At 63.7% G+C, this 17687-nt stretch carries 17 protein-coding genes; 9 read left to right on the forward strand and 8 right to left on the reverse strand.

Going from position 1 to position 17687, the window contains the following annotated elements; translation table 11 throughout:
* Positions 1 to 13 precede the first annotated feature (13 nt).
* On the reverse strand, positions 14 to 988 hold the full coding sequence (locus CIT39_RS33050) for a Bug family tripartite tricarboxylate transporter substrate binding protein (RefSeq protein ID WP_094976159.1): 975 nt from the start codon (positions 986 to 988) through the stop codon (positions 14 to 16).
* A 124-nt stretch (positions 989 to 1112) separates the two neighbouring features.
* Between CIT39_RS33050 and CIT39_RS33055 the strand changes: the two genes are divergently transcribed.
* Both CIT39_RS33055 and CIT39_RS33060 read left to right on the forward strand, forming a co-directional pair.
* Complete coding sequence (locus tag CIT39_RS33055) at positions 1113 to 1523, forward strand: VOC family protein (RefSeq protein WP_094976158.1); 411 nt, start codon at positions 1113 to 1115, stop codon at positions 1521 to 1523.
* A gap of 221 nt (positions 1524 to 1744) precedes the next feature.
* Entirely contained in the window at positions 1745 to 3325 is a 1581-nt protein-coding gene (locus CIT39_RS33060; RefSeq protein WP_094977010.1) for an AMP-binding protein, read from the forward strand.
* A gap of 53 nt (positions 3326 to 3378) precedes the next feature.
* Here the strand turns inward: CIT39_RS33060 and CIT39_RS33065 are convergent, their stop codons facing one another.
* Both CIT39_RS33065 and CIT39_RS33070 read right to left on the reverse strand, forming a co-directional pair.
* Positions 3379 to 4473 carry an HD-GYP domain-containing protein gene (locus CIT39_RS33065; RefSeq protein WP_094976157.1) on the reverse strand — a complete coding sequence of 365 codons (1095 nt, stop codon included), beginning with the start codon at positions 4471 to 4473 and terminating at the stop codon, positions 3379 to 3381.
* A 246-nt stretch (positions 4474 to 4719) separates the two neighbouring features.
* Complete coding sequence (locus CIT39_RS33070; protein ID WP_094976156.1) at positions 4720 to 5346, reverse strand: cell envelope biogenesis protein TolA; 627 nt, start codon at positions 5344 to 5346, stop codon at positions 4720 to 4722.
* Between the two features lie 145 nt (positions 5347 to 5491).
* On the opposite strand from CIT39_RS33070, the gene CIT39_RS33075 reads away from it, so the two are divergent.
* Complete coding sequence (locus tag CIT39_RS33075; protein WP_094976155.1) at positions 5492 to 6556, forward strand: SDR family oxidoreductase; 1065 nt, start codon at positions 5492 to 5494, stop codon at positions 6554 to 6556.
* 116 nt (positions 6557 to 6672) lie between these two features.
* On the opposite strand, the gene CIT39_RS33080 is transcribed toward CIT39_RS33075, so the two are convergent.
* Together CIT39_RS33080 and CIT39_RS33085 are read right to left on the reverse strand one after the other, a co-directional pair.
* Entirely contained in the window at positions 6673 to 8958 is a 2286-nt protein-coding gene (locus CIT39_RS33080) for a xanthine dehydrogenase family protein molybdopterin-binding subunit (RefSeq protein WP_094976154.1), read from the reverse strand.
* Positions 8955 to 9446, reverse strand: a complete 492-nt coding sequence (locus tag CIT39_RS33085; protein ID WP_094976153.1) for a (2Fe-2S)-binding protein — start codon at positions 9444 to 9446, stop codon at positions 8955 to 8957. The genes CIT39_RS33080 and CIT39_RS33085 overlap by 4 nt, the downstream gene beginning before the upstream one ends.
* Before the next feature lie 388 nt (positions 9447 to 9834).
* Here CIT39_RS33085 and CIT39_RS33090 point away from each other — a divergent pair, with 388 nt between their 5' ends.
* The 5 genes from CIT39_RS33090 (at position 9835) to CIT39_RS33110 (ending at position 13623) form a co-directional block, all read left to right on the forward strand.
* Positions 9835 to 10599: an alpha/beta fold hydrolase gene (locus tag CIT39_RS33090; protein WP_094976152.1), complete on the forward strand. Its 765-nt coding sequence runs from the start codon at positions 9835 to 9837 to the stop codon at positions 10597 to 10599.
* A gap of 20 nt (positions 10600 to 10619) precedes the next feature.
* Positions 10620 to 10958, forward strand: coding sequence for a hypothetical protein (locus tag CIT39_RS33095; protein WP_094976151.1), 339 nt, complete (start codon positions 10620 to 10622; stop codon positions 10956 to 10958).
* 157 nt (positions 10959 to 11115) lie between these two features.
* The gene (locus tag CIT39_RS33100) at positions 11116 to 11787 is read left to right on the forward strand and encodes a dienelactone hydrolase family protein (protein ID WP_094976150.1); all 672 of its coding nucleotides are present in this window, start codon (positions 11116 to 11118) and stop codon (positions 11785 to 11787) included.
* A 93-nt stretch (positions 11788 to 11880) separates the two neighbouring features.
* Positions 11881 to 12363 (forward strand): hypothetical protein, encoded by a 483-nt coding sequence (locus tag CIT39_RS33105; protein WP_094976149.1) that lies wholly within the window; start codon positions 11881 to 11883, stop codon positions 12361 to 12363.
* Between the two features lie 141 nt (positions 12364 to 12504).
* Entirely contained in the window at positions 12505 to 13623 is a 1119-nt protein-coding gene (locus tag CIT39_RS33110) for an acyltransferase family protein (RefSeq protein WP_162308819.1), read from the forward strand.
* A 62-nt stretch (positions 13624 to 13685) separates the two neighbouring features.
* Here CIT39_RS33110 and CIT39_RS33115 read toward each other — a convergent pair whose 3' ends face one another.
* The 3 genes from CIT39_RS33115 to CIT39_RS33125 form a co-directional block, all read right to left on the reverse strand.
* A complete protein-coding gene (locus CIT39_RS33115; protein ID WP_094976148.1) occupies positions 13686 to 14432 on the reverse strand; it encodes a polysaccharide biosynthesis/export family protein in 747 nt (248 codons plus the stop codon).
* A gap of 217 nt (positions 14433 to 14649) precedes the next feature.
* The gene (gene msrA / locus CIT39_RS33120; RefSeq protein WP_094976147.1) at positions 14650 to 15306 is read right to left on the reverse strand and encodes a peptide-methionine (S)-S-oxide reductase MsrA; all 657 of its coding nucleotides are present in this window, start codon (positions 15304 to 15306) and stop codon (positions 14650 to 14652) included.
* 175 nt (positions 15307 to 15481) lie between these two features.
* On the reverse strand, positions 15482 to 15799 hold the full coding sequence (locus CIT39_RS33125; protein WP_028133689.1) for a hypothetical protein: 318 nt from the start codon (positions 15797 to 15799) through the stop codon (positions 15482 to 15484).
* Between the two features lie 404 nt (positions 15800 to 16203).
* On the opposite strand from CIT39_RS33125, the gene rpsT reads away from it, so the two are divergent.
* Positions 16204 to 16470 (forward strand): 30S ribosomal protein S20, encoded by a 267-nt coding sequence (gene rpsT, locus CIT39_RS33130; RefSeq protein WP_094976146.1) that lies wholly within the window; start codon positions 16204 to 16206, stop codon positions 16468 to 16470.
* The last annotated feature ends 1217 nt before the right edge of the window (positions 16471 to 17687 follow it).

Below are 17687 nucleotides of genomic sequence, written 5' to 3' on the forward strand. Positions count from 1 at the left end.
TATCACAAGATCGCTACTCGACCTTCAGGCCGGCGAACTCGACGACCTTCTTCCACTTCTCGGTCTCGGCCTTGATCTCCTCGCCGAACGCCTCGGGCGTCTGCACCCGCGGGTCGCCGCCGAGCTCGACCAGACGCTTGGTCATGTCGGGCTCCTTCATCAGCGCGTTGACCTCGGTATTGAGCTTGGCGATGATCTCCTTCGGCGTGTTCTTCGGTGCGCCCATGCCGAACAGCGCGCTGGCCTCGTAGCCCTTGACGGTGTCGGCGATCGGCTGCACGTCGGGCAATTGCGGCGAACGTTCCGTGGTGGTGACGCCGATGGCGCGAAGCGAGCCGGAGCGGATGTGCTGGATGATCGAGGGCATGTTGTCGAAGATCACCTGCACCTGGCCGCCGAGCATGTCGGTGATCGCGGGCGCCGCGCCGCGATAGGGCACGTGCTGCATCTTGCAGCCGGTCATGGCCATGAACATCTCGCCGGACAGATGCACCGAGGTGCCGTTGCCGGACGAAGCCATGTTGACCTTGCCGGGATTGGCCTTCACGTATTCGATGAACTCGGCGACGTTCTTGGCCGGCACGTCCTTGTTGACGGTCATCACGTTCGGTACGCGCTGGAACGAGGCGACCGGCGCGATGTCGTTCACGAAGTTGAACTTGAGATTCTTGTAGAGCGAGGCGTTGATGTAGTTGGCCGGGTTGACCAGCTGCAGCGTGTAGCCGTCGGGCTCGGCATTGACGACCGATTCGGTGCCGATGTTGTTGCCGGCACCAGGCTTGTTCTCGATCACGAATTGCTGGCCGAGCTTCTCGGAAAGCCGCTGGCCGATCAGTCGCGCCAGGATGTCGGTGGCGCCACCCGGCGGATAGCCGACCACCCATTTCACCGGGTGGGCCGGATAATCGGCGGCAAGGGCCTTCGACAGCGGGGTGGCTGCAAGCGGACTGGCGGCGAGCAGGCCCAGCGCGGTACGGCGAGTGATCATCTCAAGGGTTCTCCCAGTGTTGTTATTGAAAGCCGGATGTCTTGAAAATCGAGTCGGCGCGGTTGTAACAAAGCTTGCCGCAGGCGGAAAGTGCGCGGGGCGCATCACGACGAAAGGATAAGGCATGGTGGTCAAGATCGAAGCTCTCGATCATCTCGTGATCAATGTCTCCGACGTCGCGGCCACCACCGAGTGGTACGGCAGGATTCTCGGCATGGAAGTCAAGGTATTCGACCCCGGCGGCGGCAAAGCGCCGCGGACTTCGCTTCACTTTGGTAACCAGAAGATCAACGTCCGGCCGCGCGATGCCGACAAGGTGGAGTGGTTCACCGCCGATCACCAGACCGCCGGCAGCGAGGATCTCTGCTTCCTCACCTCGGCTTCGCCTGGCGAGGTGGTGGCGCATTTGCGGGCACACGGCGTCGCGATCGAGGAAGGCCCGGTTCTCAAGCAGGGCGCGCGCGGCACGCTGCGCTCGGTCTATTGCCGTGACCCGGATGGGAGCCTGATCGAGATTTCATCGTACGAGAATTAGGCTCCGTCATTCCGGGGCGGTGCGTAGCACCGAACCCGGAATCTCGAGATTCCGGATCTGGTCCTTTGGACCATCCCGGAATGACGAAGGAGAGAACGAGCACGCTGTCACTGCCCAGCGCGCGCCATCCCCTCATTTGCTCCCCGCTTCATCCGATGGCAGGAAGACGCAATCATCAAAAGGCAGCCGCCATCAAGATGCAGGCTGCACGGGGAGGAGCCATGTCAGTTCAACAGACCGCAGCCGGGATCGTCAGCCCATTCGATGGCCTAGACGTACCCTGGCTCCTGAGGATGCGCGCCGAAGTGCGGCGTGATCATCCATTCCTGATCTGGGCGCCGTTCGATGCGCCGGCGAGGCGCTGGAGCTATGGCGAGTTTCACGAGCGGGTCGGTGCGCTCGCGGCGGGGCTGGCACGGCGCGGCGTGAAGCCGGGCGAATATGTGCTCATTCATCTCGACAATTGCATCGAGGCGCTGCTGGCCTGGTTTGCCTGCGTCGAGCTCGGGGCCATCGCAGTCACCACCAACACCCGCTCGGCGCCGGCCGAGATCGCGTATTTTGCCGATCATTGCGGCGCGGTCGCCGCGATCACGCAGCCGGCCTATGCCGAGATCGTCGCGCAGAACTGCCGCAACATAGGCTGGATGGCGGTGACCTCGCATGATGCCGGCGCCGCGCCCGTGCACGGCGTCTCGCGCGGCGACAGTTTTGAATCCCTGTTCGCCGACAGTGCCGACCGCCCCAGGCGCGCGGCCGATCCACTGGCGCCGTGCAGCGTGCAGTACACCTCGGGCACGACCTCGCGCCCCAAGGCCGTGCTGTGGACCCACGCCAACGCGCTGTGGGGCGCCAAGATCAACGCCGCGCACGAGGACCTCCATGGGAGCGACGTGCACCAGACCTATCTGCCGCTGTTCCACACCAACGCTCTCGCCTACTCCATGCTGGCGACGCTGTGGGTCGGCGGCTCCTGCGTGATCCAGCCACGCTTCTCCGCCAGCCGGTTCTGGGGCGTCGCGCGCGAGCACGGCGCGACCTGGACCTCGACGATTCCGTTCTGCATGAAGGCGCTGCTCGAGCAGGAGATCCCGAAAGACCACAGCTTCCGCCTGTGGGGCACCGCCATCAACGAGCCGCCGGCCTTCGCCGCCTTCGGGATCAAGATGATCGGCTGGTGGGGCATGACCGAGACCATCACCCACGGCATCGTCGGCGAGGTCGACCAGCCCAACATACCCATGTCGATCGGCCGCGCCGCGCCGGAATATCAAATCCGCATCACCGACGACGATGGACGGCCGACCGAAATCGGCGACACCGGCAATCTCGCGATCAAGGGCATCCCCGGCCTGTCGCTGTTCGCCGAGTATCTGCACAACGAAAAAGCGACGCGCGAGAGCTTCGACGCGCACGGCTTCTTCCTCACCGGCGACCGCGTCGAGCGGCTTGCGAACGGCTTCATCAAATTCGGCGACCGTGCCAAGGACATGCTGAAGGTCGGCGGCGAGAACGTCGCGGCCTCCGAGATCGAGCAGGTGATCGCGGTGGTTCCGGGTGTGCGCGAGGCGGCCGTGGTGGCGAAGAAACATCCGATGCTGGACGAGGTGCCCGTCGTCTTCATCATCCCGCATGGCGGCGTCGCGGGCGCTGCACCAGATCTGCACGAGCGCGTGATGGCCGCCTGCCGCAACGGCCTTGCCGACTTCAAGGTGCCGCGCGAGATCAGGCTCGTCGACGACATGCCGCGCTCGACGCTGGAAAAGGTGGCGAAAGCGGAGCTCAGGAAGATGGTGGGGTGAAGGAATGTCATTCCGGGGCGCGCGAAGCGCGAACCCGGAATGACAGGCTATTGTCAGAACGACCCCAGCGCCACCGGCCTGAACGCCTGCAGCAGCTGCTGATCGAGCTTGCCGCCCATGCCTTCCATCATCGTGAAGGCGCGCGAGTGGGTGAACGGCATGCGATAGGCGCGCTTCTCCACCAGGGCCGCGTAGATGTCGACGATCGTCGTCAGACGCACGATGTCGCTGATCTGGTTCGACGACAGGCCGTTCGGATAGCCCGAGCCGTCGAGGAATTCGTGGTGATGCAGGATCACGTCGAGCATCTCCGGCGGGAAGCTGCCTTGCGCGGCGAGCGCGTCATAGCCGCGGCGCGGATGCTGGCGGACCTCGGACATCTCCTCGTCGGTGAGCTTGCCGGGCTTGTCGAGCAGCGCGGAGGGAACGAAGGCCTTGCCGACATCGTGCAGCAGCGCGGCGCGGGTCAGGCGGCGCTGGTCGTCCTCGCGCATGCCGAGATGCTGCGCGAAGGAGACGGCGAAGCCGGTGACGAACAGGCAGTGCCGGTAGCTGCCGACATGGTGGCAGCCCACGGTGGTGAGCCATTCGCGCAGCGAGGAGTGCTTGATCGCCTTCAGGATCTTGCTCTCGGCGGCGATGACGTCGTCGAAGGTCAGGGGCACGCCGAGCGGCAGCTTCTCGAACATCTTCGCCAGCACCGCGTGCGCGGCCTCGACGCCGCGGTTGAGCGTCTTGCCGCGGTCGGTCGCGTCATAGGCGGCTGTGTCGGGGAAGGCGGCGCGGATGCGCTGGAGGATGGCGTCCGCCTGGAGCGGCCGCGAGATGGTGTCGGTGGCGCCCAGCGCCCAGGCCTGCATGGTGCCGTGATGCAGGGCGTCGGCGAGCACGAACAGCCGCGGCATCGCGCGATAGGCATCGCCGCGCAGCTTGTTGCGCACCCGCTGCACGCTCTCGGGCGAGCGCAGGTTGATGTCGACCACGAGGCCGGAGAGATCGCGCGAGGGCTGCTCGGGAATCCCTTGCGTCGTCACCATCGAGACGTCGCCGACCGCCTTCAGGATGCTGGCGAGTTCGCTGCTCGCATCGCTCCGGTCGGAGGCGAGCAGAAGCCGGCGTTTGGCGGCGGTTTTGGCTGGCGCGTTCATGACTTCCCCAAAGCATGGGACTGGATTTGGCCTCAAGCCTAAGCCGGATCAGGTTCTCCGGCCCTTAAGAGGCGTGCTCAATGGAACCTTGCGGAATTGGGCGCAATTTTACGGAATGTCGGTTCGGGGCGGCTCCAGCCTCAAAGGTCGAAAACAACCCCATGCACAGTAGCCGGGCCATTGATGATAAAGGGATATTTCAGGCGATCGCGCCCGCCCTCCGCAGCCATCGCCGGCGGGCCCGATCTAATCGCGCGCCCGCCGCAACGACGCCTTGAGCCTGTCGTGCTTCTCGGTCCAGTCGGCATCTTCTGCATTCAGCCTCGTCTCGATCCTCTCGATTTCGGCTCGCAAGGCAGCCACGCGTTGGGTGTGCTCTTCCCTGGCCTTGTCCAAAGTCTTCTGCGCCTTGTCGACGGCCCGCTGCCTGCGCTCGCGCTCTTTCTGCCGGGCCGCCTCCTCCTTGGCCTCCGCGCGCTCGCGGCTTTGCCGCTCGCGTTCGTACGCTTGAGCCGCTTTCCGGTCGTCCGCCTTGGCCGATCGGGCCGAAGATTTTTTCGCCTTGCCACCTGCCGACTTGCGACCTGCGGACTTGGGGGCAGCCCTCTTGCGCCCGTCCTCTCCGAGATTCTTCGGCAGTTCGGCGTTCTCACCAAACGGCCCGTCGGATCCCACGGGCCGTTTGAGAACGACGCCCGGCTTCGCCATGGTCGCGGCGATAATGTCTGGATCGCGGCTCTCTTTCGCCGCGCCCTGGTGGAAAAGATTGCTGTCGGCGCCCCACGCCTCCAGGGCAGCCTTCATCGACGGCGCGGCGATGGCCTGCTCGAAGAAGCCCAGCGATGTCTGATAGGTCTTCAGTTTTCTCGCCATCAGCCCAACCACGCCCTCCAGGTTTTTCGCCCAATCGGAGACCCTTGCGATGTCGGAACAGTGATCGACGACCGCGACTGAAATTGCTCGCCGACCCGTAGTCCGTCCCTATCTAACGTGGATCACAAAATGGGAACAACGGAACATGGCAGGCTCCGCACTCGTGGTTGGCGCCAGTGGCATCGTCGGCAACAATCTCGCCCGGCGCCTCCTCGAGCGCGGGTGGGAGGTCCATGGGCTGGCCCGGCGGCCACCGACCGACATCGACGGCCTTTCCCCGGTTGCGGCGGATCTTCTCGATCCAGCTGCGCTTCGTTCGGCCCTGATGGGACTCAGCCCCACCGCTGTCTTCATCAGCACCTGGCTTCGGCAGCAAACCGAAGCGGACAACATCCGCGTCAACGCCGCGATGGTGCGCAACGTGCTGGACGCGGTCGCGGCGGCGGGTTCGGTCAAGCATGTCGCACTCGTCACCGGCCTGAAGCATTATCTCGGACCGTTCGAGGCGTACGGCAAGGGCAAATTGCCGGCAACTCCGTTCCGCGAGGACCAGGCGCGGCTCGATATCGAGAATTTCTACTACGCGCAGGAAGACGAAGTCTTTGCCGCATCGAAGCGCAACGGGTTCGGCTGGAGCGTGCACCGGCCACACACCATCATCGGTTACGCCGTCGGCAACGCCATGAACATGGGCGTTACCCTCGCGGTGTATGCGACGATCTGCCGGGAAACCGGGCAGCCGTTTTCGTTTCCGGGATCGGCCGTGCAGTGGAACGGTCTCACCGACATGACCGATGCGACACTCCTGGCCCGTCATCTCGAATGGGCCGCCACGACGGAGGCTGCGCGCAACCAGGCCTTCAATATCGTCAACGGCGATGTCTTTCGCTGGAGCTGGATGTGGACCCGGCTAGCTGATTGGTTCGGGATCCCGCCGGCGCCCTATCCCGGGGAAGGAATTCCGCTGGAGCGCCAATTGATCGATGCTGGTCCGGTCTGGACCGACATCGCACGCAAATATCGCTTGGCGGAGCCTGATCTCGGCCGATTAGCCTCGGCCTGGCACACCGATGCCGATCTCGGGCGTCCAATCGAGGTGGTGACCGACATGACCAAGAGCCGAAAGCTTGGCTTCCTGGACTACCAGGCGACCGACGAGAGCTTTTTCAACCTGTTTGTGCGGCTGCGTGAAGCTCGCATCATTCCATGATGTCCTGCCATCGCAGCGGCGCACTGGGAATAAGTTGATGCGGCTTTCCGCATGACAAGCAAATCCGCCGGAGGTTGGCCCTCCGGCGGATTGTCTCAAGCAGCCTTAGACCAGCCTTACGCCTTCATCGCGCCCTTCACGGCTTCGGCCGTGATCGGCAGGGCCCGCACGCGGGCGCCGCTGGCGTTGAAGATGGCGTTGCCTATTGCCGGCGCGACCACCGTCACCGCGGGCTCGCCGACGCCGGTGGCCTTCTCGCCATTGGCGATCACGGTGACCGCGACCTCGGGCACCTGGCTCATGCGCAAGGGCGTGTAGCTGTCGAAATTGGTCTGCTCGATGCCACCGTCCTTCAGCGTCGCCTTCTCGTACAAGGCCAGCGACAGGCCCCACAGCGCCGCGCCCTCGACCTGGGCACGGATGTTGTCGGGATGCACCTGGGTGCCGACGTCGGTTGCGACCGTGAGCTTCTTCACGGTCACCTCGCCCGAGGGAGCCACTGCGACATGGGCGACGCAGGCCGTCCAGCTCGCGCTTGCGCGCTCCTGCGACGACACGCAGGCGACGCCCATTCCCTCACCCTTCGGCAGCTTGCGGCTACCATAGCCGGCAAGGCCCATCGCGGCGAGCAACGTGTTGCGCAGCCGCTGCGCGCCGCCGTCGTTCTTGCCGGCGCCGTCGAGCAGCGAGATGCGGAACTGGGCCGGGTCCTTGCCGGTCGCAGCAGCGATCTCGTCGATCATGCTTTCGACCGCCCAGAAGGTCCAACCCGGTGCCACCGAACGGAGCTGGCCGGACGGCGTCGCGTTGTGCGCGAGCTCGTTCTTGATCGCGCGCACATAATGGTTGGGCACCGTGTAGAAGAAGTCGGCGCCGTTGACAGTGAAGCTGTCGAGCGGCCCCTTCTTGTCGACCGAGGGCGTCAGGAAGTCGGGGATTCCCCAGCGGGCGGTCGGCCAGGCCGAGACCACGTCGTGGCTGAGCGCTGTCAGCTTGCCGTCGCCGTCCACGCCGGCTTTCACTTTCTGGTAGGTGAGCGGACGCGAGAAATCCATCGTCATGTCATTCTCGCGCGTATAGATCACCTTCACCGGCTTGCCGACCGCTTTCGCCGCCTGCACGGCGGGGATCATCATGTCGGCATCGAGCCTGCGGCCGAAGCCACCGCCGAGCCACATCTGGTGCATGACCACGAACTTCGGATCGATCCCGGCAGCGCCCGCCGCGATCGCACCTGAGCGCGTCGCGAACTGGTTGCCGGAATAGATGTGCAGGATGTCGCCCTTGAACTCCGCGGTGGCGTTCATCGGCTCCATCGGCGCGTGGATGTTGATGCTGGTGGTGTACTCCGCCTCCACCACCTTGGCCGCCGAGCCGAAGGCGGCTGCGGGATCGCCGTCCTTGACGAAGAACTGGCCGGAATCCTCCAGCTTCTGAAGCCGCTTGGCCTCATCGAGCAGCGACTGGCTCGACACCTTCGCATTCGGACCGCCGTCATAGGCGATCTTCAGCGCCTGCGCCGCCTTCTTGGCGTTGGCATAGGTGCTGGCGACCGCGACGACCCAGCCCGATGTCGTCTGCGTCTTGTCGTCGAGGGTGACGGCCTTGATGAAGCCCGGCACCTTCTTGGCGGCGCTGTCGTCGACCGATTTCACCGTGGCGCCGAAGCGCACCGGCGGGGTGACGATCGCGCCGTAGGCCATGCCCGGCAGCATCACGTCGATGCCGTACTTGGCCGTGCCGTTGGTCTTGGAGGGGATGTCGAGCTGCGGCACCGACACGCCGATCATGGTGTATTGATCCGGCGACTTCAGCTTGATCGCCTTGAGCTCGTCCGGCGTGAAGGTTTTCGTCGCCTTGCCGCTCTTGACGACATCAGCGAACGACATCTGCTTCTTCGACTTCGGATGCGAGATCACGGAATCGCGCACCACAAGCTCCGAAGCCGGCACGCCCATGGAAGCGGCCGCACCTTCGGTCAACGCCATGCGTCCGGCCGCACCGGCCCGGCTCATGGCGTCGAAGTTCATCATGGTCGACCAGCTGCCGCCGGTGATCTGCGCGCCCAGCACGGGATCGTTGAACTTCGGGTCGTTGGAGGCGAGCTGCACCCGCATATCGCTCCATTTCGCGCCAAGCTCTTCGCAGACGATCTGCGCCATGGTGGAGGCGATGTGCTGGCCCATGTCGGCCTTGCCGCAGGTCACGGTAACGAGACCATCGGGCGAGATCGCATACCAGACGCTCGGCTCGAAACTGGCGGGAGCCGCAGCCGATGCGGACTCGATGCCGGGCACGCCGGCATAGCCGAGCACGAGGCCGGTCGCGGCGGTGCCGACGAGGAAGGAGCGGCGGCTGAGATCGGTCGTCTCGGGCATGACGTTCTTGATGTGCTTGTTCATGTGGGCCTCCGTTCGTTGCCGGAGGCGGACGCGGTGCGCATCTCGGTGGCAGCCCGCATGATCGCCTTCTGGATCCGCGAATACGTCATGCAGCGGCAGAGATTGCCGTCCATATGCGCCACGACCTCTTCCTTGGTCGGATTGGGATTCTTCGACAGCAGCGACGCCGCCTGCATGATCTGCCCGGACTGGCAGTAGCCGCATTGCGGCACCTGCTCGGCGACCCACGCCTTCTGCAAGGGATGGTCGCCCTTGGCGGAGAGGCCTTCGATGGTGGTGATCTTCTTGCCGGCGACATCGCCGACCATGGTCTGGCACGAGCGCACGGCTTCGCCGTTGACGTGCACGGTGCAGGCTCCGCACAGCCCGGCACCGCAGCCGAACTTGGTGCCGGTCATTTGCAATTGCTCGCGGATTGCCCAGAGGAGCGGCGTGTCGTTCGCCGCATCCACGGACAGACTCCGCCCGTTGATGGTGAGAGTTGGCATAGGCGTCTTCCCCTGCCGGTGCATGAAGCCGCTTACGGCGGCAACTTGAATGGCGGACGCCCACCGGGCCGGCGCCAGCCTTGGCCGCAAGAATGATCGGGTTCGGGTGCGGTGGCAAATGCAATTTGGAACGAGTCGAAAAAGCCACCGCTGCACTTGCTCGTTGTGCGCTGCGCCAATGGCGCCGGCGCAGCCACTGAACGCAACAGCGCGGGCATCAGACATGCGTGCAATCGCGTTCAGGCAGTTTCTTCCAGGTAACTTAGCGGGCTAGACTGAGACCAAGTGAGGTGAAGCCATTGCGAGGCGCTTACCTTCCCTCCTCTCGGGAGAGGTGAACCGCGGACGCTGGCCGTCACCGGGATGAAAAACGAACGAGGCGGAAACAATGCCAAGGATCGATCGGGACGGTGTCGGGATCTACTACGAAGTTCACGGCAACGGGCCGCCGCTGCTGCTCACCCATGGCTATTCCTCGACCTCGGCGATGTGGCACGGGCAAATCGATGCGCTCGCAAAGGACCATCAGCTGATCCTGTGGGACATGCGCGGCCACGGCCAGTCCGGTTATCCCGATGATCCCAACGCCTACAGCGAAGCGCTGACGGTCGGCGACATGGCGGCGATCCTCGATGCCGTCGGCGCGGAGCGTGCCATCATCGGTGGTCTCTCGCTCGGCGGCTACATGTCGCTGGCGTTCTATCGCGCCTATCCGGAACGCGCCCGCGCGCTGCTGATCATCGACACCGGCCCCGGCTTCAAGAAGGACGACGCGCGCGAGGCCTGGAATGCGCGGGCGCTCGGCACCGCCGACAGGCTCGATCGCGAAGGTCTCGACATGCTGAAATCGGCGACGCGCGAGCGCGCCACTGCCAGTCATCGCGACGCCAGGGGATTGGCGCTGGCCGCGCGCGGCATGCTGACCCAGCGGGATGCGCGCGTGATCGAGCTGTTGCCCGACATCAAGGTGCCCAGCCTGATCGTGGTCGGCGCCGACGACACCCCGTTCCTCGCAGCGTCCGATTACATGAAGGCAAAAATCCCGGGCGCACAAAAGGTCGTGATCCCCGCGGCCGGCCACGCCGTCAACATCGATCAGCCCAAGGCTTTTGTTGACGCGGTCGAGCCTTTCCTGAAGAACTTGCCGGCATAAGCAATCAGGGACGCGAGACCATGATGCGAGCGATCTTCGCGGCGGGCGCAATGGCGGCGCTGTTGTCGGCAGCGCAGGCCGAACCCTTCGGGGCGGTGCCGGCGCGCCAGCCCTTCGTCACGACCTTATCAAACAACATTCCGCTCGCCTTCGGCATGGATGCCGAGCAGACCGCCCGTGCCCTCAGGCAACCCCTGCACTATGTGCGCGGACGCCCCGGCAACGAGATCTATCTCGCCCTGCGCAACGTCGGCGGCAGCGGCTTGATCCCCTACCGCCACCGCCTGTTCCTGCAATTCCGTCACGGACGGCTGGCGGGATGGAAGGAGGATTACGGCGAGAACTGGATGTGGGAGTGAGGGCGTTGCGCGCTGAACTTTCCGGATCGTCATGGCCGGGCTCGTCCCGGCCATCCACGTTCTTCTGACGAAGACATGCAGACGTGGATGCCCGGGACAAGCCCGGGCATGACGAGTTTGTGGAGCAATCGACGATCAACCAAGAAGGACAACCCGCGTGGGACAAGACATCAAGCTGACGGCCTCCGACAATTTCCAGCTCGGTGCCTATCGCACCGATCCCGGTGGCACGCCGAAGGGCGCGGTGGTGGTGATCCAGGAGATCTTTGGCGTCAATCACCACATCCGCTCGGTCTGCGACCGCCTCGCCGGGGAAGGCTACGTGGCGATCGCGCCGTCGATCTTCGACCGCACCACGCCGGGCTTCCAGTCGGGCTATTCGCCCGATGAGATCGCCGAAGCGCGCAAGTTCGTCGCCAGCCCCGATTGGGCCGCGATGCTGCGCGACACCCAGGCCGCGATCGATGCGGTGAAGAGCGTGGGTCCGGTCGGCATCATCGGCTTTTGCCTGGGAGGCAGCATCGCCTTCGTCGCGGCGACGCGGCTGTCGGGACTGAAGGCTGCGATCGGCTATTACGGCGGCGCGGTCGTGCGCTTTGCCGAGGAGACACCGAAGGTGCCGACGCAACTGCATTTCGGCGAGAAGGATGCGGGCATCCCGCTGACCGACGTCGAGACCATCAAGTCGAAGCGGCCGGACGTCGAGGTGTTCGTCTATCCCGGCGCCCAGCACGGCTTCCATTGCGACGAACGCGCCAGCTACGACAAGGCCAGCGCCGACATCGCCTGGCCGCGCAGCATGGACTTTTTCGCGAAGCATCTGAAATAGGGCGCGGATCCCTCAGAGCAGAAATCGGGTGGCTGCATCCTGCCGCCCGGCGATAGAGCTGGCTGATCAAGCCAACTTACGCCGGAGATCGCCATGCAGCAGGCCATCACGCACCTCGTCATCCGCAATCCGTTCGGAACCATGGATGTTCCCTCACCCGATGATTGCGAGGTGATGGATTATGCTGCGACGGCCACGCTGCCCAGCGATGCCGCCGACGGCAACTCGGCGGCGTGGGTCGTGATCGCAGTGCCATCCGATCCGCTCGAAGGCCGCTGGGCAAGCCGCTGGAACGGCGGCGCCGATCCGACCATTGCCGGCGATACCCAGGATAAGTGGAAACAGGGGCGCGCGGAGATCCGCATCGCTGGGAGCCGGATCTACCTGCGCTTCGACTGGGACAACGGACGCCGGCACGGGCTGATCGACGCCGCGCGCGACGGCGCGGGACGCCTGGTCGGGAAATACATCAACCTGACCACGCCGGCGATCACACGGCCATGGGTCGGGCGCGTGGTCGACGCTGATAGGATCGACGGATGCTTTCCGGACGGACGGCTGGATTTTCGAAGGTGAGTGGCTGGACAAGAGCGCCGCGTCTGAGGGGCCTGAGCTGATAAGTCGCGATGGTAAACCATGCTCAACCAAAACTTGATGGCAGAGTGTGCAATGGACCCCAAGCTGTGTAAGGTCTAACGCAGCTTTTGCGCGAGATCGGTGACCGTCAGCACGGAAATGTCTTCGAAGATGTTCAGCCTTGACCGGACGAAGAACGACACGTCGACGCTCCTCGATCTTCTCCGCGCGCTGGCAGCCCAGATGGTGTGCGTTGGACACGCCTGGAATTGGACTTTCGCGCAATTCGGCGGAGCCGAGCCGACGCTCATCCCAGAGATCGGCGTTCTGTTGTTTTTTGTCCTCTCTGGTTTCGTGATAGCCTATACCCTTCACTACCGAACCAAGTCCGCCGGCTACTCTCTGTTGAACTATTGCGTCGAGCGCGTCGCACGCATCTATTCAGCTTACGCCCCGGCCCTCTTCCTCATCGCAGCGCTGGATTATGTCGCGTTCACGCTCGGCTTGCCATCGTTTCAGCTCGACAGCCTGACCAGCTTCTTCAGGAACCTGCTGATGTTGCAGGGCTACCCGGGCGAGTGGGGCGGAGGGGCCTTCGGCTCGGCAGGCCAGCTGGGCACGCTCGCGATCGAGTTTCACATCTACTTCTTCGTCGGCGGCCTGTTCTTCCTGTGCAGGGGACGCAACCGAATTGCCGGCCTTTTGCTGGCGATCGCAGCTGGCGCCCTTCCGCTATTCCATTTTGCAGAGAGGCCGAACGCCTCGCACAGCCTTTTTGCGCTCTGGCTACTCGGCTTCGGCGGCTACTTCATCGCGATCAACATGAAGATCGATCGGCTTACGACCGTCGCCTGCGCAGTCCTGTCATTTTTTCTGTTCTGGCGGTGGCGCGTCGCGCATGTGCGCGGCGACGAATATGCGCTGGCGGCGCAACCTTACTTTGCGATGTGGTTCGTGAGCCTTGCGGTCGCCGCACAAGGGCAAAACTGGCTTCTGCGGGCCAGGCCTGTGGTCGAGTTCTTCGCCGGTTATTCGTACACCCTTTTTCTCGTCCACTATACCATCGTGAAGATCGTCGTGGGGCTCATGCCGTCCCCGCTATGGATGACGTTCACAACTGCGATCGTCATCTCGAATTTGGTTGCCTGGCTACTCGCTCGCGCCACAGAGGCGAACCACAAGCAGTTCGCGGGCTGGATCTTGCAGAGATTCGGCAGCTCCCAAACGCGCGCCGAGGAGTTGAAAGAGGCAACTCCCTAAGCGGACGGACAAGCACGGTCGGCTACACCATTCGCGCGCATGCCCAACGGCGTTCGCGGGATCTAGAACCAGCGCTCGCCGACGAACACGGTGTCGCCGGGATTCAAGGGGGTGCCGAGCGGCACCACGGCGCGCATGGAGCCGCCGTTCTCGGTGTGCGTGACGGTGACGACGTCGCGCTTGGCGCGGGGCGAGAAGCCGCCGGCGATCGCGACCGCGCTCTCGACCGTCATGTTCGGCACATAGGGATATTGGCCGGGCGCGGTGACTTCGCCGAGAATGAAGAAGGGGCGATAGGACTCGACCTCGACAGCGACCGATGGCTCGCGGATGTAGCCGTTGCGCAGCCGCGCGGCGATTTCACCGGCGAGCCCTGCCGGAGTGCGACCGCGTGCGGGCACTCCGCCGATCAGCGGCATCGTGATCGAACCACCGGCATCGATGGCGTAGCTGTTGGTGAGACCTTCCTGGCCGTAGACCACGACGCGAAGCTTGTCGCCGGCGTCGAGGTGATAGGAGGCATCGTAGCGTACTGGTGCCGCCATGGGGACGGCGTAGCCGACAGGCATCGGCGCAGGCGATGGAGCGAAGGAATTGGTCAGCGCGCCGATGGCGCCGCCGCCACTGGCAACGACGACCGGCTGCGGAGCATTGTAGGGCTGGCCATAGGCCATGGAGTCGAGATCGGCGCGCGGCTGCATCATCGCGTCGGGACCGGCGGTCTGCATGCAGCCGCCAAGTGTCAGCGCGGCGGACGCTGCCAGTGACGCTGCCAAGATCGACCATCGAAACGCGCGTGCAACCGGCACCGGACCAAATCCCTCGAAACGAGACGGGTTAAGTGATGCACCGGTTATGGTTAACAAAGCGTTGAAGGGGGCGCGGGCGCGACGAAACGGACGCGACGGCGGCCCCACACTCCGTCATGCCCGGGCTTGTCCCGGGCATCCACGACCGTCTCTTGCGGCACCAAGAACGTGGATGGCCGGGACAAGCCCGGCCATGACGAGTCTGCAGCTAGCTTACTTACGCGCTCACACCGGCGCCAATCGGGCAGGACACGCCGGTGCCGCCGAGGCCGCAATAGCCGGCGGGATTCTTCGCCAGATATTGCTGATGGTAATCCTCCGCGAAAAAGAACTCGCCTGCCGGCGCGATCTCGGTGGTGATGGCGCCGAGGCCCCTGGCTGTGAGCGCCTTCTGATAGAGCGCCTTCGACTCGTCAGCCGCCTTCTTCTGCGCGTCGCTAAACGTATAGATCGCGCTTCGGTACTGCGTCCCGACGTCGTTGCCCTGGCGCATGCCTTGCGTCGGGGTGTGGCTCTCCCAGAACGTCTTCAACAATGTCTCGTAGGAGACCTTCCTCGGATCGAACACGACAAGCACCACTTCGGTGTGACCGGTGCGGCCCGAGCAGGTCTCTTCATAGGTCGGGTTCGGCGTGTGACCGCCGGCATAGCCGACGGCGGTGGTGTAGATGCCGTCGCCGAGCTGCCAGAACTTGCGCTCGGCACCCCAGAAGCAGCCGAGCCCGAACACCGCCTGCTCGAAACCGGCGGGATAAGGCGGCTGCAGCTTGCGGCCGTTGACGAAATGGGTGGTCGCGGTCGGAATCGCTTGCGCACGGCCGGGCAGCGCCTCGGCTGCGCTCGGCAATGCGGTGGTCTTGCGCATGAACAGCATGATCGGATCTCCGCGAAACGAGCTCTCCGTCGCCTGAGCCAGATGCTCGGGCGGCGTGCTCGCGATCAGGTGGGAATATAGGGATCTACGCTGGCGTGGGCAGCCTTGTTACGCCGCACGTCTCGCGATCGATCCCGGTGGAAATTGAAGATCAATCCCGGCGGGAATTGTTAGCTCAATCCCGGGAATAGCCGATCAGCGGTTTCCGCGGACGGAACAGAATCATCAGCAGGATGCCGAGAATGCCGAGGACGGCGAAGACCGGCTGATCCAGCAGCAGGCGTATCACCGAGGTCCAGAGCCAGGGCGCCTTGGCCTCGACCCAGGTGCGGAATGCCGATTGGCTGGCCTGATTGATGTCGTTCCAGAACTGGCCGAACCGGGTGAATCTGAGGGTCTGGTCGGCCACCCAGCGGGCGCCGTCATAGACCATGAAGATGAACCCGCCGGCGAGCAGCAACAGCCCAATCAGTCGGAAAAAGCCGCGGATCATGCCTCACCCTATATGGTCGTCCGATCGGAGAAGCCGACAAAACGCCGCCAGCCAATAGCCGGGAGACGGCATAAATTCAACCTCTTCAGGGCGTTACGACGCCCCCTGGAGAGCCCCCGAAGCCGCTTTTCCAGCCGGGAAAGCGTTGACGGTGCCGAAGACCCTCTCTATAAGGGCGCCAACTGGCGGCGGGCGCAATCCTGCCGCCGCTGTTCTTTGAGCAGTTGCAGGCGCCTTGAGCTTAGAGGCTCTTTGGGCCTCAGAGACAGCCGCAAGGCTGTCGCTCATGTTCCGGGGACAGCCCAGCAACCGAACACCCTAAATCCGAGCGTCGATTACGCGGTCAAGCAAGCCGGCGCTACCCGACCAAGACGCGACCGGTACCCGCAAAGGATATTGAGACCATGGCCAATACCACCTCCGCCAAGAAAGCGACGCGCAAGATCGCCCGCCGCACCGCCGTCAACAAGTCGCGCCGCACCCAGATGCGCGGTGCCGTGCGTAACGTCGAAGAAGCCATCGCGACCGGCGACCGCTCCGCTGCCGTGAAGGCGCTGGCGAATGCCGAGCCCGCCCTGATGCGCGCCGCCCAGCGCAACATCATTCACAAGAACAACGCCAGCCGCAAAGTCTCGCGGCTCACCGCGCAGATCGCCAAGCTCGCCAAGTAAGATCGTCAAGCAACGGCGACGGATTGATCGACGATCAATTCAACATCACACGCGTCAAACAGCCCGGCAGCGCGCCGGGCTTTTTTGTTGCCTGTCATATTCGCGCACGCGTCACACCGCGGTCGACCCTCCGCCTGCGCTATGTTTCGTTCCGTAGTTCTACCTGCCGATGTTTTGCAACAGCGGAAACTTTCCGTGTGTCGCAAAAGCCCCTGCGGCGCGGGCTCGAATTGAATCCGCCGGCGACGAAAGTTCTACACACCGTAGATTCCCAGGTCCGCACATCGGTCGGGAGTTACCCTGTGAAATGAGACTCAAAAAACGATGTCTCGCTAATCACTTATCGGCATAGCGATCGCAAGCGTTTGGAAAATTCACCCGCGCGTCGGGGTGCATGACGAATTTGTTAAAAAATTTCGGCGGTGGCGGAGAATCGTCACATAAGGCGCGGCATCTTCGATTCTGTGCACGAATCCAGAAACTTGCTCCGAAGCCTGTGCACAAGTCGCGTGCGGCGTTAACCGACGTCAAGTTTTTTTGGAGGCTCAAGTGTGAATCAATTCGTTGCGAGTCTTTCCGCTTAGTGTATTCCTTAGGTGTCAGCGGCGCCCACGATCTTCAGACCAGCGCGGTTTAGGAAACGGGGCGAGCGTGCAAATCGGCGGCGGTGTGCACGTAGGCGACGCTTCAAAAAGCGAATGTCGGATCAAAAACCCATAGCAATATGGGAATGGTAGCTCTTTGTCTGAACGTCTCCAAGCGGGATCTTGCGATCCCAATCTCGCGAGGCGCACGGACATCGCAAAGTTACCCCGGCACGAGCGATGGCGAAGCCGAGCGGACGACTAGTACGACGGGCGGGACATTCGCGACGTGAGCGACTGTCTTTCACACGCAGGACCTTGCCGTGAGCGATCACGGCAGGACGGGGAGGTATCATGTCCTACGGATTCAACGCGGTATTGACACAAGTTCCATCGTTCAACGATGCCGTCTCCGATCCGTCCAGCGTTCAGCCTCCCACATGCGAAGGCGCGTCGAGTACGCGCTGACCTCGCGAACTCTCCTTCTCCGACATCGCTGATCTGACCGCGGCGCATCCGCCGAACGGTCGAGCTATGTCTAACGATGGACTCGCTTGAGGTCGCGCCGTGACCAGGGATCCCCTGCATGGCGCTCACAACGCAACCTTATCTCTCAAGAGAAGTTTTTTGACG

The sequence above is a fragment of the Bradyrhizobium symbiodeficiens genome (genome assembly GCF_002266465.3).
Taxonomy (GTDB): domain Bacteria; phylum Pseudomonadota; class Alphaproteobacteria; order Rhizobiales; family Xanthobacteraceae; genus Bradyrhizobium; species Bradyrhizobium symbiodeficiens.